This is a genomic window from Streptomyces sp. NPDC057438 (assembly GCF_042802995.1).
GTDB lineage: Bacteria > Actinomycetota > Actinomycetes > Streptomycetales > Streptomycetaceae > Streptomyces.
The window spans coordinates 59145-83779 of sequence record NZ_JBHVDD010000024.1 but is presented as its reverse complement, the minus strand read 5'-3'; the positions used below and the strand labels follow the sequence as shown (position 1 = coordinate 83779).

General features: G+C 69.1%; 13 protein-coding genes. 7 read left to right on the top strand and 6 right to left on the bottom strand.

What is annotated here, in order from left to right:
* Positions 1 to 1072: 1072 nt before the first annotated feature.
* Both ACFU5F_RS16215 and ACFU5F_RS16210 read right to left on the bottom strand, forming a co-directional pair.
* Complete coding sequence (locus ACFU5F_RS16215) at positions 1073 to 1963, bottom strand: helix-turn-helix domain-containing protein (protein ID WP_383887287.1); 891 nt, start codon at positions 1961 to 1963, stop codon at positions 1073 to 1075.
* Positions 1963 to 2226, bottom strand: a complete 264-nt coding sequence (locus ACFU5F_RS16210; RefSeq protein ID WP_383887285.1) for a hypothetical protein — start codon at positions 2224 to 2226, stop codon at positions 1963 to 1965. Before ACFU5F_RS16210 ends, ACFU5F_RS16215 begins: the two co-directional genes overlap by 1 nt.
* Positions 2227 to 2789: 563 nt before the next feature.
* Here ACFU5F_RS16210 and ACFU5F_RS16205 point away from each other — a divergent pair.
* The 5 genes from ACFU5F_RS16205 (at position 2790) to ACFU5F_RS16185 (ending at position 14766) form a co-directional block, all read left to right on the top strand.
* Entirely contained in the window at positions 2790 to 3323 is a 534-nt protein-coding gene (locus tag ACFU5F_RS16205; RefSeq protein ID WP_383887283.1) for a hypothetical protein, read from the top strand.
* The gene (locus ACFU5F_RS16200) at positions 3320 to 5386 is read left to right on the top strand and encodes a DEAD/DEAH box helicase family protein (protein WP_383887281.1); all 2067 of its coding nucleotides are present in this window, start codon (positions 3320 to 3322) and stop codon (positions 5384 to 5386) included. The genes ACFU5F_RS16205 and ACFU5F_RS16200 overlap by 4 nt, the downstream gene beginning before the upstream one ends.
* Positions 5376 to 8096, top strand: coding sequence for a TerD family protein (locus tag ACFU5F_RS16195; protein WP_383887279.1), 2721 nt, complete (start codon positions 5376 to 5378; stop codon positions 8094 to 8096). Before ACFU5F_RS16200 ends, ACFU5F_RS16195 begins: the two co-directional genes overlap by 11 nt.
* 233 nt (positions 8097 to 8329) lie before the next feature.
* On the top strand, positions 8330 to 13594 hold the full coding sequence (locus tag ACFU5F_RS16190) for a hypothetical protein (protein WP_383887277.1): 5265 nt from the start codon (positions 8330 to 8332) through the stop codon (positions 13592 to 13594).
* Entirely contained in the window at positions 13591 to 14766 is a 1176-nt protein-coding gene (locus tag ACFU5F_RS16185) for a hypothetical protein (protein ID WP_383887275.1), read from the top strand. Before ACFU5F_RS16190 ends, ACFU5F_RS16185 begins: the two co-directional genes overlap by 4 nt.
* Positions 14767 to 14829: 63 nt before the next feature.
* Here the strand turns inward: ACFU5F_RS16185 and ACFU5F_RS16180 are convergent, their stop codons facing one another.
* From ACFU5F_RS16180 to ACFU5F_RS16165, 4 genes are all read right to left on the bottom strand, one after another.
* Positions 14830 to 16194: an AAA domain-containing protein gene (locus tag ACFU5F_RS16180; RefSeq protein ID WP_383887273.1), complete on the bottom strand. Its 1365-nt coding sequence runs from the start codon at positions 16192 to 16194 to the stop codon at positions 14830 to 14832.
* Entirely contained in the window at positions 16191 to 17693 is a 1503-nt protein-coding gene (locus tag ACFU5F_RS16175; protein WP_383887271.1) for a hypothetical protein, read from the bottom strand. Before ACFU5F_RS16175 ends, ACFU5F_RS16180 begins: the two co-directional genes overlap by 4 nt.
* Entirely contained in the window at positions 17690 to 18751 is a 1062-nt protein-coding gene (locus ACFU5F_RS16170) for a hypothetical protein (RefSeq protein WP_352229829.1), read from the bottom strand. The genes ACFU5F_RS16175 and ACFU5F_RS16170 overlap by 4 nt, the downstream gene beginning before the upstream one ends.
* A 131-nt stretch (positions 18752 to 18882) precedes the next feature.
* Positions 18883 to 19722, bottom strand: coding sequence for a hypothetical protein (locus ACFU5F_RS16165; protein ID WP_383887269.1), 840 nt, complete (start codon positions 19720 to 19722; stop codon positions 18883 to 18885).
* A 433-nt stretch (positions 19723 to 20155) separates the two neighbouring features.
* Between ACFU5F_RS16165 and ACFU5F_RS16160 the strand changes: the two genes are divergently transcribed.
* Both ACFU5F_RS16160 and ACFU5F_RS16155 read left to right on the top strand, forming a co-directional pair.
* Positions 20156 to 21400, top strand: coding sequence for an exonuclease SbcCD subunit D (locus tag ACFU5F_RS16160; RefSeq protein ID WP_383887267.1), 1245 nt, complete (start codon positions 20156 to 20158; stop codon positions 21398 to 21400).
* On the top strand, positions 21397 to 24606 hold the full coding sequence (locus ACFU5F_RS16155; protein ID WP_383887265.1) for an AAA family ATPase: 3210 nt from the start codon (positions 21397 to 21399) through the stop codon (positions 24604 to 24606). The genes ACFU5F_RS16160 and ACFU5F_RS16155 overlap by 4 nt, the downstream gene beginning before the upstream one ends.
* Positions 24607 to 24635: the final 29 nt, after the last annotated feature.

The window sequence follows — 24635 nt, the reverse complement described above, 5'->3', positions numbered from 1 at the left end:
GGTGGGGGCAATGGCCGCTTTGGCAGGGGTAGTTGTCGGCGCGGGTGTGAGGTCTTTGGCGGCCTCGACTTCGACTGCTGTGGTCGGGAGGGGGTTTTGGACTGCTTGCTGGCCCTCAGGGGGTGTTGCGGCGGAGTCTGGGGCTGCCGTTGCAGTCGGAGCCACGGTGTCGGGTGCGGGCTCGGCTTGAAGTGCGGGCGGCATGGGAGTGCCGTCCGCGGCTGCGGCGAGCAGGACGGCGACGGGGGTCTTGTGGCGGCGCAGTACCTGGGGGTGGCCCTCGGCGCTGTACTGGATCAGGTCTCCGAGCTTTTTGCGGGCGTCCGCGAAGCTGTGGGTCGGGGCTTGGGTGAGGTTCCAGCCCAGCTTGGCTGCGTGGGCGGGGGTGGTGAGCAGTGCGTGGTGCGGGCCGCGCGTCAGGGGCGTGGGTTGCCCTTGGAGGGCTGCGTCGATCAACTGTTTGAGTGCGTTGCGGGCCCCGTGCAGCGTCGCCGGGCGGGTGCGCGCCATGGCGTGTGGTGTTTCCGCGTCAGGGGCGGTGGAGGTTGTTCCCGGGTCCTCCACCATGCCTTCAACTGGCTCGGGAGTGTTCTCGCCGTGTCGGCGGCCGGCGTCTTCGGGGTAGCTCAGGGGCCAGTGGCCCGCCCAGCGCGGAGCGGGGTCGGACGGTTCCGTCGAGGCTGCGGGCGGAGCAGCGGGGGCGGAGTTGTCCGGCATGGCAGCGCCGGAAGACGCCTCACCGGCAGTGCGGGATGAATGCGAGGAGGACATTCCGGGACTCCAAGAACAGACGCGGCAAGGGTTGCGAGGGGCAGGTCGGGCAGTCGGCTCGGGAGCGGCCGCCAGCGGATGTGGAACGACCGGACGCCAAAAAATGTAACGCTGCCACCCAGTCTAGCTGACGGTACATAATATTCACTGGAATTATGTACCGCCGGGGTGGGAGTCGTGGGTGATCACGGAACTGGTCCTGCTCAGGAGGATGGGAGGTGGCGATGGGCGGAAACGGTAAGCCGGCTGTCAGACGTGATCGGCGACCTGTCCTGTGGGGTGGCGCGCTCTACCAAAGCCTTCAGCTGGGTTCGGAGGCGGCCTGCTCAGCGGCCCGCGCTTGTCTCTGTGCCTCGTCCTCCGGCTCGTCGCAGTCCTCGTACAGCCAGTCGTCCGAGGTCTGCTGCTGGAACGCCCTCTCGCGCATCCGCTCCTCGTAGTCCTCGTACGTCTCGTCCGGATGGATCTGTCCGGTGCGTCGTTTGATCTCCTCGTCGCGCTCGCGGCGTTCGAGGTACTCCTGCACGGCCGGGTCGGCGTCCGCGCACGCGTACCCTCTGCCTCGCCGGGTCGGCTCGGGCGGTCGCCGGCGGTCCTCGACGCGATCGAGGACCGCGTGCCACTGGGCGGCGTCCAGGACGCTCACGTCGAAGGCTTTCAGGAGCGCGGACAGCTGCTCTCGGCTGGGCAGGACCTTCCCGTTGAGGATCAGGTGGGCTGTCGAACGCGATACACGGTGCCCGTCGGCTTTGGTCGCCTTTTCGATGGCACTGTAAGAGGGCCGGCCGGCCCTCAGGCGCAGTCGCGTCAGTTCCTGGCCCAGGGAGGCGGGGGTGCGGACTTGCCGGGTCCGTCGGCCGCGGCCGGCCAGGTGCGGGCGGGCCTTCTCGATCGCGGCTGCCTTCCACAGGCTCAGGGCTGTCGCTTCCCGCCTCTGCGTGGAGTGGCTGCCGGGGTCGCCGGCAGCGCGGGCGTAGGCGAGGACGGTCTCGAGCGGGGGCAGGTGGGTGCCGCGGGCGGCCTGGCTGAGGGTGGAGGCTCCGCGGTACCCGGGCGCGTTCGGTGGGCCGGTGCGCTCGGACAGGGTGGCGTAGGTGGTACGGGTATCGTCCTTGAGCTGGCGCAGGTAGGCGGCCAGGGTCCGCAGCCGGGGGCTGGTGGCGGCGGCGACAGGTTTGGTGGGGCGGCCCATCACCGGCTGCGGCGGCGGGAGGGCTCGGCGACGTTGCTGGAGCGGCGGCCGGTGATCAGGTCGGCCACTGCGGCGGCCACCACGACCAGCGCGGCAGGGACGGGCCGGTTGCCGGCGGCCAGTCCGGCCGATGCCAGGACGACCACGACGATGACCACGACCTCGGGGATGCCCAGCCGACTGGGCTGGGTGCGGGCAGGGAGGTGGCTGGCGCAGAACGCCGGCGGCTCGGGGCTGGCGGCGGGCAGGGGAAGGGCGGACATGAGCAGCTCCAGGAAGGTAGGGGTGAGGCACCCAACCCGGGTGATTCGGGAAGGGATTGGTGCGAGGCGTATCCCGCCGTCGATGCCTCAAGGTTCCCTCGCCGACGCTCTCAAGGCCAGCCTGATCGGCGCCCGTTCAGGCTGACGTGTTCACCGTCGTGAAACGCAGGTACGTCGTTCGTCCCTGCTCAGACCACCTGGAAAATCGGGTTGACCCGAAACCGTCCAGGGCCTGCATCGTCCCCTGGTACAGCTGGCCGAGAGGCGTGTGAAGCGAAACTCCCGACTCCGGACACGAGGTCGAGTGGGCGACAAGGACCTCTGGTTCCCGCTCTTCGACCGGCGGCAGTCGGCCGAGGTGGGTGACGGAGAGCGGAGTACATATCCGCTTTCGGGGTGCACAGAGTGTGTGGCTGCGACAATGAAGTACCGCAGGGGGCGGTTGGGGCGACTTCGCTGTAGGTGAGGGTGCAGGCCTCTTTGTGTGAAGGGGGAACATGGGGGCGTGGTTTGAGCGCATGGCGGCTGTCCCTGGCCTTGCCTTTGCCGGGAGCCCGGGTGTCATGCGGGAGGCGCTGCCGGGCGCAGGGGTTCGTCCGGACGAGTCGTACGGCTCGCCGATGTGGCCGACCGCCGAGGGGAGTACGTCTGCGACACCGGCCAGCCGGCATGTGCCGTTCGACGCGCGCGGCGCTGAGCTGATCGCCCGTGTCTGGGAGGCGCTGGAGCTTCCGGGCTCGGCCAGGGACTACCACTTTGTTCTGCAGAGCGCGGTCGATCGGCTGTGGAGTACACGTCGTGCGGAGCCTGGGGCCCTCGCCGCGCTTGAGGTGTTCGCCCTGCTGGACTTGGAGTTGATGGAAGCAACCCCGCACGCGGTGTCCTTCGACACCACTGATGCACCGGCGGCGTTTGTGCGGGTGTCCTCGGTGCCACGGTTGATCGGCCTGCTGGAGCGCGAGGGCGCCTTCACGGAAGCACTTGAGCTGGCGCGGCGGTTGGCCCGTTTCGGGCAGGGCGAGGATGTGGCGGCCCGGCTGTCGGAGAGAGCCCAGGCGCTGGTTGCCGAGGCTGCGGCACAGGGTGGATCGTCATGAGTGCGGGTTTGGAGCGACTGATCCCGGCTGCCTCCTACTTGGAGGAGGCGTTCTTGCGGTGGGTGCTCACGCCGGCCGTCGATGCGTCGATCGTTGCGCGGGTGCACAGTCAGCACCCGGTCACCGTCAACGAGCGCACTTACCGGCTGGACTACCTGATCGCGGGTGAGACGCTGCAGTTGGCCGTCGAGCTCGACGGGTTCGCCTTCCACAGTGACCGGGCCGCGTTCACCTACGACCGGCTGCGACAGAACGATCTGGCCGCGACCGGCCTGACCGTTCTGCGGTTCTCCTACGACGCGGTGCGTACGGACACGGCGCGCTGCGTGGCCCAGTTGCAGGCGATGCTGAGGCAGGATCCGCTCCTGGCGGCGCTGGTGACTACCGTGCCGCGTATCGAGATCCCGGACATGGCTGGCGATCCGATGCGGGCGGCCGATCCGCCTGGCGGTGCCGAACTGCCCTCAGGCGGGGCGTACTTCGCTGGTGTACAGGCCAGAGTGGACCGGGCGCCGTTGCGGGCATGCCAGGACGAGGCATTGGCCGCGTTGGCGAACTACTACGCCTCCGGCGGCCGGCATGCGGCTGCGGTGATGGCGGTGGGGTCGGGCAAGACGGCCCTGGGGGTGGCGGCCGCGTTGTCGTTCAGCCGACGGCGGGCGCTGGTGGTGACCCCGGGCTCGGTCATCCGCGGCACCTTCGCCAAGGCCCTCGATGCGGGGATGCCGGGCAACGTCCTGTATGGGCTGGCGGGCGGGCCACTGCTGCCCGGTGCCCGTCCGCCGACCACGCTCGTCCTGGACGCGGACGACGGGCAGATCAGCCAGGTCAGCCGTGAGCGGCTTCTGGACGCGGACATCCTGGTCACCAACTTCCATGCGCTGGGCACGGGCGACAGTGACGGGGACCTGCTGGCCAAGCTGGAGACGGAGGACATCGACTTCATCGTCGTCGACGAGGCGCACATCGCGGCCAGCGCCTCCTACCAGCGGCTGTTCGCCCGCTTCCAGGGTGCGCGCACCCTGCTGATGTCGGCGTGCTTCCAGCGTTTGGACGGCAAGCCGATCGACGCCGATGTCGTCTACCGCTACCGGCTGGTGGACTCCGTCGCGGACGGGTCGGCGAAGAACCTGCGGGTGCACCGGTTCGCTCCCGAGGTGGCGTCGACGGTGTATGAGGCGGTGTGGCCGGACGGGCGGCGCGAGCAGATCGTGGGCCGTGATGCTTTGCTGGCCACGCTGGGCGACGAGCGGAAGATGGCACGCATCACCGCACAGTCCGAGGCGCCGATCCGCCAGGTGATGGCCGTGACGCGGGCGTGTCTGGATGCGCAGGCCAAGCTGCTGGCGCCCGTCAAGCCGAGGGTGCTGTTCGCGGCGATGGGCCAGGCGCATGCTGAACAGATCGCGCGGATCGCCGAGGAGTACGGGATCCCCAGTGCCACGCTGCACCACAGCATGCCCGCCTCCGCGATCGCCTCCACCCGGCGGCGCTTCGAGTCCGACGCCGGGGATCTGCAGGGCATCGTGCAGTTGCGGATGCTCGGCCAGGGCTACGACTTCCCGCCCATCACCGTGGTCGTGCCGCTGCGCCCCTATGGCAGCTTCGGCGAGTTCTACCAGTTCGTCGGCCGCGGTGTCCGCGTCATGCGCCAGACCGCGGTGGCTGCCGACCAGCAGTACATGGACGTGGTCTGCCATGCCGAACTCGGCCTGGAGGAGCATCTGGAGGCCATGTGCGCGGACAACGACATGGACCCCGCTGTGCTCCTGGATGTCCCGCTGATCGACGCCACCGCCATGGAAGGGGATCTCCCCGGCCCCGGCGGCGCCGCGGAGGGGGCCGGTGGGGGCATGGGCGGGGTGGACGCGTTCGTGCTGTACGAGCGGGGACGCGTCGAGCAGCGCGTGGTGCACGAGCTGGACCGGGTGGAGGCCCGAAGGACGGAGCGGGAGATGCAGCTGATGGCCCAGCGCTACGCCGTCTATGCGCAGAACACCGCTGCGCCGGTGCCGTTTGAGCAGTTCGTCGAGTACATGCGGAGGCTGACCGGTGGCCAGTGACCCGACACGCTGGTGGCAGCCGGCCGTGGAATGCAGTCCCGAGCAGGCGCTCGCCCTGGAGCGGGCGGCCGGGCAGCAGCGACGGTTCGCCGACATCGACGCCCTGGCAGCCAGACTGCTGGCCACAGGGCTCACCGGACGGCCAGTGGCCACCGTCGTCCCCGGCCGAGGACGCCACACGCCGGACACCGCCATGGTGACGGCCCTCACCCGGGAAGAGGAAGTCTTCTGCGTCAACGCCTTCGGGGTCCAGGAGCAGCAGCGGCTCGGCGCGTGGTACCTGCCGCAGAAACTCTCGGTGAAGGCAGGAGCAGTCAACCTGCCGTATCTGCTGCGTGAACGCCCTGCCCACGCTCTGACGCTGGCCGCCGATGACACTGCCCGTCTCACCGCGGTGGAGGGTTGGGACACGGTGCTGCTGTGGGCGCTGCTGGTGCCGTTGTTCGAGACACTGCTTCAGCCGGTACGGCTGCGGGCGGCAGGAGAAATCTTCCCGCGCACAGAACAGCAGCGGCTCTGGACACTAATCGAGGAGCGTTACCGGCTGCTGGGCATTGACGAGAGCGCGCTGGAAGCCTTCCGCTTCGGCGGCGGCTGGCACCAGCTGGACCGTGCGGGACAGCAGCAGGCCCGCCTTCGTTTGCTGGACACCCTTGCCGCCGCCGACCTCGTGCAGCTTGCCGCACGTCACCGGATCCAGCGGCTGCAAGGGCTGATGGCTGGTTTCACCAAGAAGGCCAGGACGGGAACAGCCCTGGCACGCCGGGTGCTCACCAAAGAGCTGCAGCCGGTCGTCTCCGCGTACTTCGGGGGTGACTGGCTGGCTGTGCTGGATTACCTTCAGGCTCCCCCGCACCCGGATGAGGAGATCATCACCGCTCTGCCCGAGCCTCGTCTGTACGTCGGCATGGCCACGCAGACGGCCGGTATGGCTGCCGAGGCGGGCATCGCGGAGGACGAGGTCCATGCGATGCTCGCGGCCTTCCTCGGCGGCGGCAGTTCTCTGTCTCCGGTGGAGGAGCGGGCTGCGGCCCTGCGCGGCTGGTGGGCGGGCTTCGACCAGGCGCATGCCGGCCAGTCACGGGGAATGCCGTCGTTGTGGGGGCTGGTCGATCAGGATCTGATGAGTCTGAACCGGACCGAGCAGGGGTACACCCCTCAGTTGTACCGGCAGCGTCTGCCCGCCGATGTCCTGGAACGGGTGGGGCGGCTGTGGGAGACGGTGACGCTTGCGCGGTATCCCGGCAGCATCGTCAGCAACCCGCGCCCGCACCAGACCATGGCCGAAGCCCTCGGTCCCGCGGCCGAGTTCTGGCACGGCGTGGGCCTGACCGCCTGGTTCGTGTGCGAAGGCCCCTACTCTCGCACCACCTTGGACCGTGTCGACCGCTACTACAGCAAGCCGCTGGCCGCCCTGCGCGCGGCCGGATGCCCGGTCGACACCGCCTTCTTCCGCGAACTGCAAGCCGCCGAACAACTCCTGGGGCCGGAGGAGGAGATCACGGACAGCAAGGACAGTACGGTCGAGACCCCGTACGGGCAGATGACGTTCACCTCCAGCATGAGTCACGGTGCCCGCCGGGACGGCTTCGAGCGGGTACGGGACCTCATCACACGGCACCGGCGGGCCTGGGCCGAGCAGTATCTCGGTGCCTTCGTGGAGGGCCGCTGGCGCTCCGAGTTGGAGGAGGTCGCCCACCAGCATCACCGCTTCGTCGCCGTCAAGGGGCGTCCCCCCACGCTGCCCCAGTTCGCCCGGTTCGCGACCACAGCAGCCAACCACTGGACGGGCGGCGACCTGGGGGCGCTGTACACGGCCATCGGCGAGCCGACGCCATCCCAACAGGAGCGGCCTACCCGCCTACTGACTGAGGACGGCTACGACTTCGCCCGCCGGGTGTACCAGGAGCTGGGCGGCAAGCCCGTCGACCACTACACATGGGTGAACAACCCGGAAGAAACCCAGCGGCAGTGGCAGCTCAGCCGCCTGGCAACCGAAAGCCTGCGCCACCTCCAGCTACAGGAAGCACTCGGGCAGCCGCCGACCGCCAAGGAGTTCGGCGCCCAGCGTCTGACCTGGCCCTGGCCAGGCGAGGAAACCGAAGGCTGGCCCATCCTCCAGCGCGTCCTTGCCACGCTGACCCGTGCCAGCCTGGCCCCGGCCACTACCCGCTCCCCCACCAGCCCGCTACCCGGTGAGGAGAGCGGCACCCTGCAACTGCGGACGAGGGGAGCCAACGCAGCCATCCGCACCGAGCCGACGACGGTCCGCATCACCTGCACCGGCGCACCCGTTGACGTGTCCGCTGTACTCCTCACCCGCAACAACAAGGTACGCAGCGACCACGACCTCGTCTTCTACAACCACCCCAGTCACGACGGGGTCAGCGTCGGCGGGGACACCGTCACCGCCGACCTGGGCCTCATCCCTGACGACATCGCAATCATCGCCGTCATCGTCAGCATCGACCTCGAGGCCCAACCCGCCGCAGTCTTCGACCAGCACACCCAGTGGCAAGCAGACATCACCCAGCCCTCCCGCACCCAACTGGCCTTCACACCTGACCCCTTCTCCTCGGGTGAGACCGTCACCATCGCGGTGGAGCTCTATCGCCACACGACCGGATGGAAGGCCCGTGCCGTCGGGCAGGGCTACGACACCGGGCTGGCGGGCCTGGCCACCGACTACGGCATCGACGTCGAAGCCTGACGCCCCTGTCTGGTACGCGAAACTGTCGACGACCAGGTGAGTGCGGCCGCCGCCGTCGATCTCGCGTGCGAGAGCCGCTGCTGGTGCCCAACCTTCCAGGTGTTCCCGGGCCAGCTGGATCTTGCGCACACGATCTCCCCTTGGGTTTCCGTTCCGTCCCGGTACGTCAGGGAGGTTAGGGTGACCGTGACGCGCACCATGGGGGAAGTGAGCAAGGCACGCTGGAGGTGAGCATGGGGCTGCGCCCGACACACCTTGGCTACGCTTACCAGGACCTGCTCACCGCGCTGCGGCTGGTGGACCTGGCGGTGGGACGTGCGAATTCCCTGCTGGTCGACACGAAGATGTTCACCGGGGACCGATTTGATGACATCACGTGTGAGTGGGGCACCGGCAGCCGCGAGCGGCTGCAGATCAAGCACACGGATCATGACCGCGCGTTGTCGCTGGAGAGTTTCACGAAGGACAAGCGAGGCCTACGTCTGGATCTGCTCTTCTCCTCCATGGACCACGACTTCACCTCGGATCCGGGTGCCTCGCATCGCCTCGTGGTGCGCGACATGGAGCCGGAGGATCCCGAGCTGACCCGGGTGCTGCGCCCGGTCCACGCGAGCACCGATCCCGGGCCTGCACTGCACGGCTTGAACAGCAAACGGTTCCGTTTCGACGCCGCTGCGCTGCGTGCACACGCTCCGTGGAAGGAGATGCTCGCCCAGGTCAGTGATGACCTGCTCAACCGCGCTTGCGCATCCCTGGTCGTCGACACGGATCTTCCGGCGTGTTCGCTCAACATTCGCGAGCCCGGGCCAGCCGAGGCGGCCTTGCTGCACCGCATCACCGAAGAACTCGGTGCCGGACGGCCGCCGAACCGGCACCGCACGCCCGAGGAGGTGGCGCTGGCCCTGATCGAGGCGGCCAAAGCGGCGCGCAGCCGGGCGGGGACCGTGATGGTCGAGGACCTGCTTCCTCGTCTGAGTCTGGAAGTCGACTTCGGAGCGGTCCGTGAGGGGCACCCCGTGGACCGTGCCACCGAGGTGAGACGTCCTACGGTGCTCACGGGCGTGGTCGCGGCCGTGAAGGACGCTGCTCAGCAGGGGGATGTCGTGGTGGTCACCGGTACTCCCGGCATCGGCAAGTCGTGGTTGTGCGAGCAGCTCGGGGATGCGCTGCGGGAGACCTGGCTGGCGGTGCGGCATCACTGCTGGCTCGGCGCTGCGGACATCGACCGTGAGCAGCGTGTGCTGACCGAGGTCGTGATCGGCAGCCTGCTGAAGCAGCTGGGGACGGCCGTTCCGGAGGCGCTGGCGCAGGTCAGGCCACGCTACGCGGCCACGCCGGAGACGCTCACGGCCGCGGTCACTGCCGCGCGCGGCCTGGCACCGGACCGGCCGATCGCGCTGATCGTGGACGGTATCGACCATGTCAGCCGGGTTCTTGGATCCACCACCGGCAGCGCCTTTCGTCCGCGGGTGGACCCGGCGGCCTCTCTGGTCGCGGACCTCTCCGCCCTGGAACTGCCGCCCGGTGTCGTACTCGTCCTGGCCAGTCAGCCCGGCCCTCACCTCGAGGCCGTCGACGCCGGTGCCTCCCGTCTCACCGTTGCCCCGCTCAACCGCGCCGAACTGCATGCTCTGGCGGACCGCCTGGGCGTGTTGACGGCCCTGGCGTCCTCCTCTGCCGGTGAGGGGCTCGATCCCGCTGCGCGGGCGGCGGCCGCGGTCGCACTGATCGAGGAGCGCTCTCGAGGCAACGCCCTGTACGCCACGTATTTGTGCCGGCAGGCCGTTGGTCCTGCCCCGGGCCTGGGAGCGGCGCCGGCGCCGGATGGTGCTGGCGATCCTCTGGAGAGGTTGCGGACGGTGCCGTCGTCGGCGCACGACCTCGACGACTACTACGCCTATCTGCTGGCCGGTCTGACCCCCGGGCAGCGTTCTGCTGTCAGCATGCTCGCGGTATGCGACTTCGCTGTGAGTGCATCGGAGCTCGAGGAAATTTTCCCGCTGCCCGGAATGCAACTCGGTGCCGCGCTGAACAGCGTGGCACCGATCGTCGCGCAGCAGCCGGGCATCGGCGGACTGAAGATCCATCATGAGAGCTTCAGCCGCTTCATCCGCCGGGCCGACGGCGACGACAGGTGGGTCGATCAGGTCCGGTCCCAGGCCGCCGACTGGTTGTCCCAGCGGGGCTTCTTCACCGATCCCCGCGCGTTCCGGCACCTGCCCGAACTGCTGGCCGCTCTGGGGCGCGATGACGAACTCGCTCTGCTGATCGAACCCGATTTCCTCTCCCGCGCGATTGCCGGGCTGCAGCCTCCTCAGGCCATCGTCCACACTCTGACCGTTGCCGCGCGGCGTGCGGCGGTCCGCAACGACTGGCCCACACTGGTGCGCTGCGTCGAACTGAGCCGGGCGCGGGCGACGTATGAGGACGAAGGCCTGCCGGGTTCCCTGGTGCCGTATGCGGATGTGCTGGTGGCGCTGGTGGGAGCCGACCGCGTGGCGGCAAGCCTGATGTACGAGGGTGTGACCACGATGGCGGCGCGGTGGGGCCTGCAGCTGTGTGCGGCGGTCGACCGGGCCGGCTGTGCCGCCCCGTGGGAGGCGTACCTGACGGCCTGGGCCGAGGCACGCAAGGATGAGCGTGTCCACTACGGTTCCGAGAGCGATGAGTCGGTGTTCCTGGCGGAGTTGCGCGGACGGATCCGGTTGCCGGCCCGGGCTGCTGACGATGTCGAGCTCGGGCAGGTCCCGCGTACGCTCGCGCAGCGGGTGGCCCGGTTCCTCGGCCAGGAGGCTCTGACGTCGCCTGAGGATGCGCTGGGTGTGCTGTTGGACTGTCTGGGTCCAGACCCGTTGCTCGAGAGCGCGGAGCTCATCGAGCAGCCCGACCGCCGCGCGGCCCTTTTGCTGCACCTTGCGGACGCCCATGGCACGGCGGGCGGCGCGCTGCCGTCTGCCCGCGCGCTGGCCACCGCGGCCTGGGCCAGCGGGCCGTGCGACCCGCGGCGCCTGCTCCGCCATGGCGTGGCAGTGTCGGACCTTGCCGAGGAGATCTTTTCCGGGGACATCGCCGCGGTTCTCGCGGAAGCAACACAGGATGTACTGACCGACCGTGCCAGCGGCCTGTCCGGCCCGGTGAACAGGTGGCTGACACTGCTGGCCGTGGCCCATGCCGCCGATCCGCAGGCGCCCGCCCGACTGCTTCCCCTCCTGGACGGCGATGGCTTCTACCATGCCTGGCTGCGCTTCACCCTGGCCACCGTCGGCCTGCACCGCGACGTCGAGGCGGGCATCCTCACAGCCGAAACCGCGTCCGCGACCGTGCGTGTGGCGCTCGAACAACTGGCCCAGCATGCAAACGCGTTCACGGGCAGCCCCCGGGCTTGCGATCTTGCGGACATCCACCAGCAGGTGCGGCAGGTGTTGCACGACGCCGTCGCCCTGTTGCGTGGCGATGATGTCGCTGCGGGCATCGCCTTCCTGCAAGCCGTCAGCGAGGGCACCACCACCTCTCTCATGGGCATGGCCGGAACCGGCCCGCTGATCACTACGGAGCTGGTGTCCCTGCTCGTCGGGAGCGTCGGCCAGGCAGGGGCCGACGTCGTGCACGAGCTCTTGCGCACGTTGCGCGGAGCGCAAGCCGAGCGCCGTGCGCTGTATGCGGAGGACGCCGACTTCGAGCTTGAGATGGCCCGCGTGAGTCTCGCCTGCGACGACCCGCACGAGGCGAAGCGGTGCTGGGAGCGTGCCGCCCGCTACTTGGGGGCCTATGGCGGTCACAAGGACATCACCATCGAGGAGCTGCTGGATCCGCTGCCTCAGCTCCTGCAGGCCGATCCCGTCCAGGCGCAGGTGCGTCTGGCGCGCACGCAGCCTCTTGTCTATCTCGTCGCGGACTGCACCGACGGGCGGGGCACGGCGGGAACGCCGCAGGAGTGGTGGCGTTCCCTTGCGCGCCTGGATCCGCGGGGTGCCGCGCAGTTGGGCGCCCAGGTGCTGCTGGCTGAGCCTGGGCTGCCCGATGGCCGGGTGAGCGCGGCCCACCGGCAGCTGCTGGCCACTCAGGCTGACACGGCCGACCCCGTCGTCCTGGCCGCGCTCCGCATCGCCGCTGGACCCGATGGCCGCAGCATCCAGCAGGACGTTGCTCTGCTCACCAGGCTCGCTGATCTGCCCGGCGACGACGCGGCCCGCACATCGCGTCTCCTGCCGGTGCTGGCCAATGCAATCACCTCCACCTACGACGACCAGACACTGATCGCCGCATCGCAGGCTGCCGGGGACGAGCGCACTTCTGCCCTGCGCACAGCAGCACAGCGTTGTGGCGGTGAGGGCGGCTTGCCCTGGGCGCCCCGCCCCGCGCCCAACAACACCTCACGTGACTGGTTCGGCCCCGAGAAGCACCCCACCACAGACGCGTATCTGCACGCCCAGCAGCGCCCGACGCTGCCAGAAGGTGCTGCTGGCGCGCTTGCTGCGGTCCGTGACCGCAGCAGCAAGGCATACGATGCCCCCTCGGGCCCACGGTGGTCGAGGGATGCCCTGGCCAATGCGGTCGGGTGGCGACTCTTGGAGGTCATCGACGGTCAGGGAGCAGACGCAGCCGCCCAGTTCCTGCACCGGATCGCCGACGAGATAAACGCCTCCAACCCTCTTGAGCTGCTGGCCGACCTCGCCTTGGGGCTCCGCTTGCGCCAGGACAGCGATCCTGGTGTCTTCGGCCCTCTCGCCGCCACGGCGGGCATGCTCGCCTACACCAAGATGCGAGGCGGCGGCGGATGGCGTTCCTTCGGCGGCAATGACCGGCTGGATCTGTGGCAGCAGGCGCACTCCGCGGACCCGGCCACCGCAGCCCGCAACCTCGCAGACCAGGTGGCCCAGGCCGTCGCCGAGGCGTCCTACAGCCGCACTATCGGTGTCAGCCTGGCCCTGGTCTCGGCGTTCGCTGTTCAGCCCCCGCTCGCTTCACCCCCGGCTGTCAGCGCTTTCGCCTGCTGGGATGCGGCGTATGGCGTCATCGCCCACCGTCTGCCGGGCCGTGCCCGTCTCGGTCAGGGCGCCTACCACCCGGTGCCGGAGCAGGCGACCCAGCACGACATCGACACCGCACTGTGCGAACTTGCGTTGGCCACGATTGCCCTGCCTGAACGCGGCGACAAGCGCCGCGCCCTGATCACAGCGACGGTTCTGCTGGCCAGCCGTTCCGGCCAGGCGCAGGCAGCCCTGGCGCGCGTCCTCTCCTTCGACCTCGGAGCCGGCCCCCTGACCTGGATCCTGACCGTCCTACAAGGACACCTGCCCGACGGACCTCTGGATGCCGCCCTTCTCGCACAGCTCGTCACGCTGTGCGGCAGTGACGTGCTGTCCGTCCGTGCGGATGCGTCCGCCATCCTGGCCCGCGCTGGCCACCAGGCGCCCGCCCCCGCGGCAACGGCAGCCCATCCGACACTCGCACGCGCCATCGCCGCCGCCCTCTCCCCCAGCGAGGACAGCGCATGAACAACCCTCGGGAGTTCGCAACCCACCTCGTCGACCACTACCTGGGCGACCGCCTAAACGCCGCCGGCAGTCCGGCCGGGCTCCGCGAGACCGTCATCGATCTCGTGATCAATGCTCTTCCCGACGTCGAGACGCTCATGAGCATGCAGCTGGACCTTCTGACCAATGGACGCCGCAGCCAGCTTCCCGACGCCTATCTCGCCGACCAGGCCGCCGCCGAAGACGCCCTGCAACGCGCTGCCGCCGGCCTGCGTGCCGCGCTTGCCCAAGTGGGACATCTCGGCAACGCCCAGAACTTCGAACGCGGCGCGGCCGCGCGACTGCGCGATGACCCCCGCGCGGCCCTGCGTGCCGAACTCGCCCGCATTCCCCGCCCTCTGACTCGTCCCAAGGCCCTGGCGTGGTCGCTTGATCCAGCACCGTGGTTCAGTGAGAGCCATCAAGCGGACAAGCCCTGGCCGCCTTCCGGCTTCGCTTCGGTCGCGGGCCTGCGGTCCCTGCCGGGAAACGCCATGGCCTTTGCTCGCGTGGATGAAGGTCCACACGAGGGCTGGGTGCAGATCGGCTTGTTCGAGCGGCAGCGCACTCCTGCACGCCGATACCCGGATCAGCCCGCCCGCCAACTGCAGATCGCCGTCGGCCTGGAGGCCCTCGACGACGACCCGCCGCCCGGCACACTACCCGCCTCCCAGGCCCCCTGGCAGCTGTGGACCAGCCCGTGGCGGCGCCTGGGACTCGGCCTTACAACCGAGTCAGCAGCCGAGCACATCAGTGCCGCAGACCAGGCCTTGACGGCCCTCACTGACGCTGGAGCCTCTGGCCTGATCGATACGCCTCGCCCTCGCACCCTGAGCGGCCTCGGCCTGCCCCTCTACGTACTCGCACCCGCAGCCAGCGTCGTGGCCGCACTCGGCCTTGAACCCACAAAGGGAATCTGCGGGTTCAGCCTCAGCGACGCCACCGGTGAGGCACTGATTTGCCGCCAGTGGCACGGCCACCTCGTCCACGACGGAAACTACGAACCACTCCTGCCCGCGGTCGCGGGAGCTGATCTACTCATCCGGCCCGACCTGTTCGCCCGGCTGCACGACACGATCGGCGCCGCGCGCTGCCGAGCCGGCGTCAACGTCCACCACAAGTCAGCCGACGACACCCTCGACGACGAGGACTAAGGGCACCCCAGCGACGACGCTCCCATCAACCCACCTTCATGTGGCAGGCGTGCGGCGACCTCCTCATCCGCGCCGGCGACGGGGCTGTGCCTGAGCGGAGATGGTGTGCTGGGTCAGGTGGGCGAGGACTGCGTGATTAGCCTCCCAGCCGTCGGCGACCTTGGAGGCGGCTCCGGGGTGTGCGGGGTCGTTGGAGGGGTGGGCGTCGAGGAGTTCGGCGATGCCGGCGCGGGCCACGATGATGCAGGCGTGGCGGTGTCGTGAGGTGAGGACGCAAAGGCGGCCGGCTTCCAGGTGGAAGGCGGAGGCGTCGCCGCGGCCGGAGAGGGGGTGCAGGACGATGGTGACGCGGAATTCGCAGCCTTGGAGTCGGTTGGCGGTGTCGACGGTGACGCCGTGGAGTGGGGGGTACTGGCGGGCCAGGAGCGCACGGATGTGGTGGGCCTGGCTGCGATGGGCGGTGCCGATAGCGATGTCCCCCGGCTGCAGGACGTGGCCTTCGGGGTTTTCCTCGCAGGTGGTGATGGCGCCCCGGGCCAGCAGCCGCTCGGCGATGCCGAGGACGGCCTGGAAGGCTTCGATGTCGTGCTGGCCGGTGATGCGGGCTGGTAGTTCGAACAGAGCCCATCCGGTTCGGGCGGCGTGTTCGATGACCTCGTCAGTGGGGGTACGCATGCCGCGGATGGAGAACGTGAGGGTGCGGTCGGCTTCACGGCTTCCGGCGTGGAAGGGCGTGAAGGGGTAGAAGGCGTCGCTGATCAGGGGGACGGCTGAGGGCGGCAGGCGCCAGGACACGGGCAGAAAGTGGACGGGCAGGTCGGGGTTGTTGGCGAGCAGGACGGCGACCGCGCTGTTCATGGGGTCATGGGGCAGGCCGTGGAAGCGGTCGGTTTCGACCGCGGAGAAGGGGTCGAGTTGGCCGGGATCTCCGACGAAGAGGGCCCGGTCAAAGAGGCCGGCGGTCCACAAAAGCATGTCGGAACGCATCTGGTAGGCCTCGTCGATGATCGCCCACGGCCATCGGCGGTCGGTGACCGTGGCCCATTTCATGGCGGTTCCCACGATGACGTCGGCCCTCTTCTCGAGGGCTTCGATGCGGGTAGCGATACGGATGCCGGGATGTGCCTGCAGATCGTGCGGGACCGAGTGTTCCGTTGCGGTGAGCCGTACGGTGCGCAGATGCGGGTGGTGCCGGGCGAATCGCCGCACGAGTTGGTCGACCTGGCTGTTGGTCTGGGCGATGACGGGGCAGGGGGCGCTGGACTGCGCGAGGGCGTCGGCGGCTCGGGCGACCAGGGTGGATTTGCCAGCGCCGGGCGGGGAGTGCACGACGATTCCGCGGTGGGTGAGCGTGGGCAGCTGCTCCAGGATGGCGCGGGCGGCCGTATCCATCTGCTGCTGCGGCGACGGCCGGTGGGGAGGCGTCACTGTTCTTCCTCGCCCTCGTGCTCGTCGCTGTCGTCCGGCTGGTCGGCAGGAGGCCCGCCATGGGTCCAGGGGGTCTGTTCTCGTGAGGGAAATTCCGGCATCCGGTAGGAATCCGGTGCGATGGTGAACACGAGGAAGGCACCGTCTTCGGGCAGGACGTCGTAGGTGGGACGGTCGGCGTGGCCCATGCCTGCGGTGATCTCGAGTTCGACGAGAGTGTCGCCGTCGGCGGGAGTGATCTCGCAGATCTTGTAGCTGGCCTTGCGGTAGGCGTGGCAGGCCAGGAGCCGGCCGGGTTCCATGCGCAGGGGATCGGAGGTGGACACGGTGAACCGCGGCCGCCATTGTGGCCGTCCGGTGGGCCCGCGCAGGATGTGCTTGGAGTCGATCGCGGTGACGGTGCCGCCGAAGGCTTCGCCGGTGGTGCGCAGTTCGGCTCGTGCGAAGGGGTCGTCGGCGGTGCGTTCGGCGGCGAAGGCGGCTGCTGCGTGTTCCATGTCAGCCAGGCGGACGGCGGCGGCGACGGCTTGGTCGCGGGCCGGCCGGGGGCGTCCGTCCTGGGCCAGGTGCAGGCATTCGTCGGTGAATGCGGTGCGTTCGTGGTCCCAGCGGCGTGCGGTGCTCTTGGCTTCGGGGAGGGCCTGCAGGAGTGCGTAGGCCTGCCACATGAGGTCCCATGTGGGCTGCAGGTAGGTGGCCAGCAGGCGGTCGAGTTCTTGCAGGGTGCGGGTCTGCTCCTGGGCCAGGGCTTGTCGCCGGGCGCGGGCGTAGGCGTCGAACAGGGGCGCCAGGTGGTCGTTGTCGAAGGCGGCGTCGGTGGCTGGTCCCGCCGGGCGGTGGGTGGCCGGGTCTTCTGCTGCCAGTGCGGCGTCGCGTCCGGAGGCGGTGTGGCGGGGTGGGTCGATCCAGGCCAGCAGGGTGGCCAGGTCCTCGTCCTCGAGGGGGCTTTGGCCGCTGATCCAGTGCATGGAGAGGAAGCTGGTCATGGGGATGAGGGCGGCTGAGCCGGCCAGGTCGGCGCGGTCGGTGAGATAGGTGAGCCAGTGGCCCAGGCGCTGGACGGCCCGGGAGCCGGGAGCCTGGTCGTCGGCGGTGCGGAACCGCAGGTCGGCTCCGAGGTCTTTCAGGTGCTGCACGGTCTGGGGGTTGGGGACGAGGATCTGGGGGGCGTCGGTGTAGCGGCGTCGGGCCGGCTTGCTGGACGTGGCAGGCAGGTGTTCGCTGTGCCGCTGGCAGGCGTCGATGTAGGCGGTGACGGCGTCTGCCAGGGAAGCGAGCATGGGAGTGGTGCTGCCTGAGGGCGGGGTGAGCAGGAGTTGGGGGCGGCGGGGGTCGGTGCCCAGCATGACGGCCAGCGGTCGTGCGGCGGGTCCGGTCTGTTTCAGTGCCAGCAGCATCAGCGGCTGGTCGCTGAGGTGGAGGTGGCGCAGTTGGCTGGCGCGTTGGGCGTTGCCGGTGTGGGCGGCGCGCATGCGCAGGAGTGAGGTGAGGCGGATCATGCGGTGTCCGTCTGGAGGTCTGCGTGGATGCGCTGTGCGTGGCGCAGAGCCTGGGTGAGGTCTTTCTGGCTCCGTGAGGGGTGCAGGTGCCCGTCGGTGAGGGCCAGGGCCGTGGCGATGGTGTCGACTCCTGCGAGGTCGTCGCGGACTGCGGTGCCCAGGGCGGCGGTCTTGCCCTGGTTGCGGGCTTCGGTGCGGCAGTGGAAGGCCAGGTCGCAGTGGTGGCGGCAATCGGGGGTGTAGTTGGGCCGCACGGTGGCGAGCGCGGCAACGAGTTCACCGCGGGGCCGGGTCGGTTTCTGGTCGGGACCGGGCGCCAGATCGAAGGTGGTGTCGGGGGGAACTTTGCCCAGCAGTTCGGGCAGGCGCCGCAGTCTGCCGAGGTGGCGGCTCAGGTTCTTGATCTGCTTGTGGGCGCTGAAGGGCGTGGCGGTGGGGTGGCGGGTGAAGTTGCGCGGGTTGACCAGGACCACGGTGTCGGAGACGCGCTCTGGTGGCAGACCGTCCTCGGCGAGGAGTTCCCGCAGGGCCAGGACGTAGGCGGCGGCCTGGGTCAGCGCTGCGGTGGCCTTGAGGGGGTCGGGCTGTCCGTGGATGACGGGGAAGGATTTGATCTCTACAACATAGAAGACGCCCTCGCGCTGGAAGGCGATGACGTCGGGTTCGAGGTAGGCCTGGTGGCCGGCGACGGTCAGACGCAGTACGGGGTGGTCGAGCAGGGTGCGGGGGTCCGGCCTGCCGTGTGCTGCTCTGCGGATGCGGGAGCGGGTGTGGATGCGGCGCAGCCGCAGAGGGGACTTGTCGTCATCGCTGCCGACGCTGTTGACGTCCTCGTAGGACACCTCCGGCACGCTCAGGCCCAGGGCTTGGCGGAGCAGCGGTACCAGGGGGGCTCCGGCCTGGGCGGTGACCTTGCGTTCGAAGGCGAGGCCGTAGTCGAGGGCGAGCTGGGATTTTCTCAGCGGCCGCGGGAGGCCCAGATGGGCGGCGAGGGCGTCTTTGTCGATACCGGCCGCATCCAGCAGGGAGCGGCGCTCGCAGCTCGGATTGGCGGTCAAGGCTGCCAGGGTGCGTGCATTGTGCGGGATGGGCGCAGCGGTTCCGCGTAATACGCCCAGTCGTTCGTCGAGCGAGCTCACTGTTTTCCTTGGCGGGACAGGGCACAGCCGTGCTGGTTGCAGAGGCGGGTTTACGAAGTACGGCGCAGACGGGCGGTGTTGCGCAGGATGTTGCCGAAGATCTGCTCCGCGTCGCCGAGTTGCTGACGTGCGCGCTGGGCCGCTTCGGCGCGGGTGTCGGCGTCGTCGTCGGCGTGGATCTCCAGTTCCGCTGCGGCGGCCCGGCGCAGCGCGTCCAGGTCGAGCGGGCCCCGGGGGGCGTCGCCGTGGATGTTGCGGCTGTAGTGCAGCAGCAGCTGCTGGACGGGCTGTGGCATTCCGGCCTCGCCGGCGAGGTGTTCGGCGGCGTCGGCGAGCCGTAGGGCCGAGGTGAGGAAGTGGACGCGCTGGGTGAGCGGTCCCACCAGGCGCTGCTCCAGTGGCCAGGTGCTCAGGGCGAGCAGCGCGCGGGCTGGTGAGAGCAGGTCGGAGGTCAGCGCGGGGCAGATGTAGTAGGCGCGGCCGTAGGGGGCGGAGCGGAAGGAGCGTTCCTCGTCGCGGCGCAGGGTGGTCATGCGTGCCGTGTTCAGCGGGGTGGCGAAGAAAGCCTGGTGGACCTGGCTGAGCAGTTTGGGCGAGGCGGGGACGGTGAGCAGGGCGAGCGCCTGGTGGACCTGGTCGCGTACGGGCACGTCCTGGTTGGGCTCGACGACTGCCAGCGCGGGCTCAGGCCGGGCCCCTGGCTGCACCTCCGGCTGGGCCGTGTCCGGGACCTCAGTGATCCCGCACAGAACGTTCCACGCGTGTCGAGTGCGTGTCAGCTCCTCGCCCAGGGAGTTCACTTGGGCGGTGTCGTGTTGTGTGAGCGCCTGCCGGAGCGCCTCTTGCAGCTGCTGCATGCGCTTCTCGAGTGCGACCAGATGCTCATCCATGCCCGCATGCTAGCAGCCCCTCGTATATACCAGTTTCATTCCAGGAAAAAGCAAAGACCGATACCTGGTGGATCTGGTCGCGCACAGGCGCGACCAGATGGGGCTCGGCGACTGCGGGCGCGGCCGCCGGCTGAGCCATGTCCGGGCCGCACTGAGCCCGCACAGAACGTTCCAGGCGAGTCGACTGCGTGTCAAATCCACGCCTGAAAGGCGTACTTGGAAAGTAGCGTGTTGCGCGAGTGCCCGCCGGACCGCCTCCTGACGGCTGCCGCATGCGCTCCTCGAGAGCGGTCATGCGTTCGTCCGTGCCCGGAGGCCAACAGTCACTCGGGACTCCCAGTTTTACTCCAGGGAATTTGGTGTACAGTCCCGGGCTCATAAGGCACCACCGGTGCCCTCCTACGCCTCGCTTCCCAGAAGGGTGCACGAAGGCATGAGACTGCTCCACACTTCCGACTGGCATTTAGGCCACATCTTTCACGGGCACCCACGCGAAGAGGACTTCGACGCCGTCCTGGCCGAGATCGTGGCCATCGCCCAGGAAAGCCAGCCGGATCTGATCGTCCACAGCGGCGATCTGTTCCACCACTCCCGTCCCACCATCCGGGCAATGTCGCGCGCCATGGACACACTGATCGAACTCGCCGCCATCGCCCCCACCGTGGTCCTGGCCGGCAACCACGACTCCCCCGCATACTTCGAGTTCTTCGGCTCTATGAACGGACCGTCCCGGGGCCGGGGCTTGTTCTTCGCCGACCGGTTCCGCCCCGCGGACGACGGCGGTGTCCTCACCTTCGACGCCTGCGGCGGTGAGCAGCGAATCCGCCTGGCCGTCCTGCCATTCGTGCATCCGAACCGCTTCTGGCAGCACTCCGCGACCGGCACGTCGTACGCCGACTACGCCGAGGGGATGCGCGAGCTGCAGGCGGAGCTGATGAGGGCCATGCACGAGGGGTACGACCCCGACCGGGACATCCTGCTGTTCGCGGCCCACGTGTACGTCACCGGCGCCAAACGCTCCCCGAGCGAACGGGCCGTGGACGACGGCTTCGAAACCGGCCCCGAGAATCTTCCGGAGGTTTCCTACGCCGCCCTCGGGCACATCCACCGCCCGCAAACGGTGCGGGGCGCCAAGTGCACCGCCCGCTACGCCGGGAGTCCGCTCGCCATGGACTTCGGCGAAGCCGACGAATCCAAGAGCGTCGTGATCGTCGACGCCGACCCCGGACGACCGGTCAGGGCCCTGCCTCGCCGGCTCTCGAGCGGACGGCGCCTGACGCACTTCACCGGAACCCTCGAGGAACTCAGGGCCTTCTCTGCCCAGTACGACGGGACCTTCCTCAAACCGGTGATCACCGGCGAGGAACCCGGCGCACTCCTCAGCCACAAGATCGCCGAGATCGTCCCGGACGCGATCCTCGTCAGCCCCGCACCGGCACGGGAGGCGGCCGCCGACGCCGTCATGGACGGTGACCCCGGCGAGGAGCCGGAACTGCCCGACGCCTTCCGCGCCTACCTGGCATCCGAGGGGCTGAACGGCGCTGCCGCGGAATCCACCGTCACCGCATTCACCCACCTGCTCAACGAGCTCGACGACGAGACGCTGCCCCCGGCCCCGGCCCCGGCCGAGGAAATGCTCCGCGCTGCTCTGGAAAACACCTGGACGGAGGCGTCGTGAAGCCCAGCCTGCTCATCGTCAGCGGAATGCGCAGCTACCACGGCACCTGCACCATCGACTTCACCGGGAAGCGCCGGTTCGCCATCCTGGGCCCTACCGGCGCCGGCAAGTCCACTGTCCTCGATGGGCTCACCTTCGGCCTGTACGGGGCGAGCTCGTGGTCGAACAAACCCGAGGAAGCCTACGAGCTGATCAGCACCGGCAGCCCCAGCATGCACGTGACGCTCGAGTTTTCCGTGAACGGCCGCCCGTGGCGGGTGCGGCGCACCCTGTACGCAAACCGCAAGAAGCCGCAGGTCCTTCTGGAGTCCATGGCCGAAGGGGGCTCCGACCTGCGGGTCGACAACATGCGCGCGGTGACAGAAGCCGTCACCCAGCTCATCGGGCTTGACTGGAAGGGCTTCGTCAGCACGGTGCTGCTGCCTCAGGGGAAGTTCGACACCCTGCTCAAAGCGAACAGAGGCGACCGTGCCGACATCCTGCGGCACGTCTTCGGCATCAACGAACTGGAACGCGTCCGCAAGCACGCCGGCGTTCGACTGGAGCGCTTGAGCGCGGGCATCCTCGACGCCAGGAGTGCCCGGGCGGGCCTCCTGGGAGACCCCCAGGCCGTCGCCGCGCAGGCGGCGCTGGATGTGGAGCGTACGCGTGGCATCGCGGCCGGCCGGCGCGAGCGGCTGGCCTCTCTGCGCGCGGCACAAGGGCGGGCCGTCGCACACAAGCACCGCAAGGCCGCTCTGGACAAGGCGGCACGGCTGCTGCGTGAGCGCAGCGTCCCGGATGCGGCTGTCACCCTGGCCATGCTGGCCGAGGCGAAGACGGAGATCGATGCCGAAGCCGCAGCGCAGGAGGCGGCCGGACGCGATCTGAGCCTGAAGCTGGACGCGGCGCAGGCCGCCCTGGAGGCGGCCACGCAGGCCGGTGACACGGTCCGGTCCCTGTCCGGTGCGGTGACTGTGCTGTCCGGCCTGCCGGGCCGTACAGCCGGGTTGGACGCCCTGGTGCAGCGGCTTGAACAGGAGCAGCTGCAGCACGGCGAACATGAGCAGGAGCACACGCAAGCACAGCAGGAGCTGGCCGAGCACGAGCAGCGCCTGGCGGTTCTCGTCGAGAAGGCCGACCTGGCACAGCATGCCGTCACCCAGGCCCGCGCGCACACCGACCAGATCCAGGAGGCCGTCCGGGCCCCGCTGCAGGAAGCCACCGCTGCGGCGGCACACCTGCAGTCGGCCAACACGGCGCTCGCGACAGTCGAGGAGCAGCGCGGTCACGTCGACAAGCTGGAAGCTGAGCTACGTCAACTGCGCGAGGCATGGGAAGAAGCCGAGGAGGCTCTTGCTGCGGCACTGCGTGGCGAAGCCGCCCACACGGCAGGTTCCACTCTGGCGCCAGGGGACGCCTGCCCGGTCTGCATCCGGCCCCTCCCAGACGACTTCATTCCCCCCACCCCACTGGACGGCAAGGCGCTTGGCAAAGCCAGAGGTAGGCGCACCAAATCCTCGAAAGCCGTGAACACAGCTGTAACCGCCGCGGCGGAGGCAACAGCCCAGCTGAACACGACCGAGCAGACGGCCCAGAAGCACCAGCGCGCACATCTGGCCGCCCACGAGCGCATGGACACTTCACTGCTTCAGCTGCAGGAGCTGGTGGACACGATGCGGCCGACCGTCGTGCCGGGCGTGGCCACGGCTCTGGACACGCTGAGCCGGCAGACGGCCACGCAGGCGCGTGCCCTCGCGGGCAGCGACCCCAAGAACCGGGCCCAGATCACCCGTGCGGTCAAGACACTCGTCCAGCCGCTGCGCGCTACGGAAGCAGAAACGCTCGCGGCCCACACGAGCGCCCAAGCAGAGCTGGCGACCGCGCAGGCCGAGAAGGAGGCGGCCCGGGCCGACCTCAAACGCCAGCGCAGCCGCTTGCAGCGCGAACGTAAACGGCTGGAGAAGACCCAACTGCAGTACGAGAGCGACCTGCAGACACTGCTGAGCGAGGTCACCGAGCTCCCGGCCTCGATACGACCCGCCCAGGACACACCGCAAGACCTCCCCTCCCCGAAAGACATCGCCTCAGCGCTGGAGACAGCCGGTCAGCGCCTCGCGCAACTCGAACAGACAGCACAGGCACGCGACGAAGCACAGCAGGCCCTCGCCGAGCACACCGAGGACCGGCAGGCCCTGGACGGACGCCGCCAGCGCAAGGTGGAGACGCCCACCCGCAATCTCATCAAGAAGCTGGAGCGCTGGGCGGACGCCGCCACCGATGCCGAAAGTCTCCTTGACGGCGAGACGCCCAAGGAACTGCCTCCTGCCCCGGACGGATCCGACCTGGCCTTCGTCGGCGCCTACTACCAGGCCCTCGCCTCCATGAGCCAGCAACTGACGGGCGCACTGAAACAATCCGGGCAGCAAGCCACGGACGCCATCCACGCGTTCGAGAAGGACCTCACCCTCCAAGCCGGGACCGCCGCCGACGAAACCGACGATGACCCGGGCTTCCCGGTGCCGGAAAAGAGCGACCTGCTGGCACCCGCCGTTCTCGACCCGCTCAGCCGCAAGACGAGCGCCGCGGAAGCAGCGCACGACAAGGCCAAGTCCGACCTGCGTACCGCGCAGTCCCAAATCCCCTACGCCGAGGCACTGGAAGCTGCCATCACCGCCGCGGATGAACAGGCCGCAGTGTGGAGGAGAGTGAGCGACCAGCTCACCGACACGAAGTTCCTCACCTATCTCACAAACCAGCGCACCCATGCGCTGCTCCGCTACGGGAGCAGAATCCTCCAGCAGATCTCCACCGGGCTCTATGCGTTCACCGACGACTTCAAGATCGTGGAGTCCGCCACGAATTTCGTGCGCGGCCCAGAAACCCTCTCCGGCGGGGAGAAATTCCAGACCTCCCTCGCGCTGGCACTGGCATTCGTGGAACTTCACAACCGCAGCAGCAGCAAGCTGGAGAGCCTGTTCTTGGACGAAGGGTTCGGCTCGCTGGACGCCGACCGCCTGGACGCCACCCTTCCCGTCCTGAGCAACGCTGCGATCCGGGACAAGACCCTCGCGGTCATCAGCCACCTGTATCCGGTGGCCGACGCCGTCGAAGACGTGCTGTTCGTCGAAAAGACCGCCCAAGGCTCCACAGCCACCTGGCTCACGGCGCAAGAACGCGCCACGATCATCCGCGACGGGATCCGGCGCATGCTGGAACACGCCTGAGCAACACCGGGCCGGCCATCAGTGGCGCC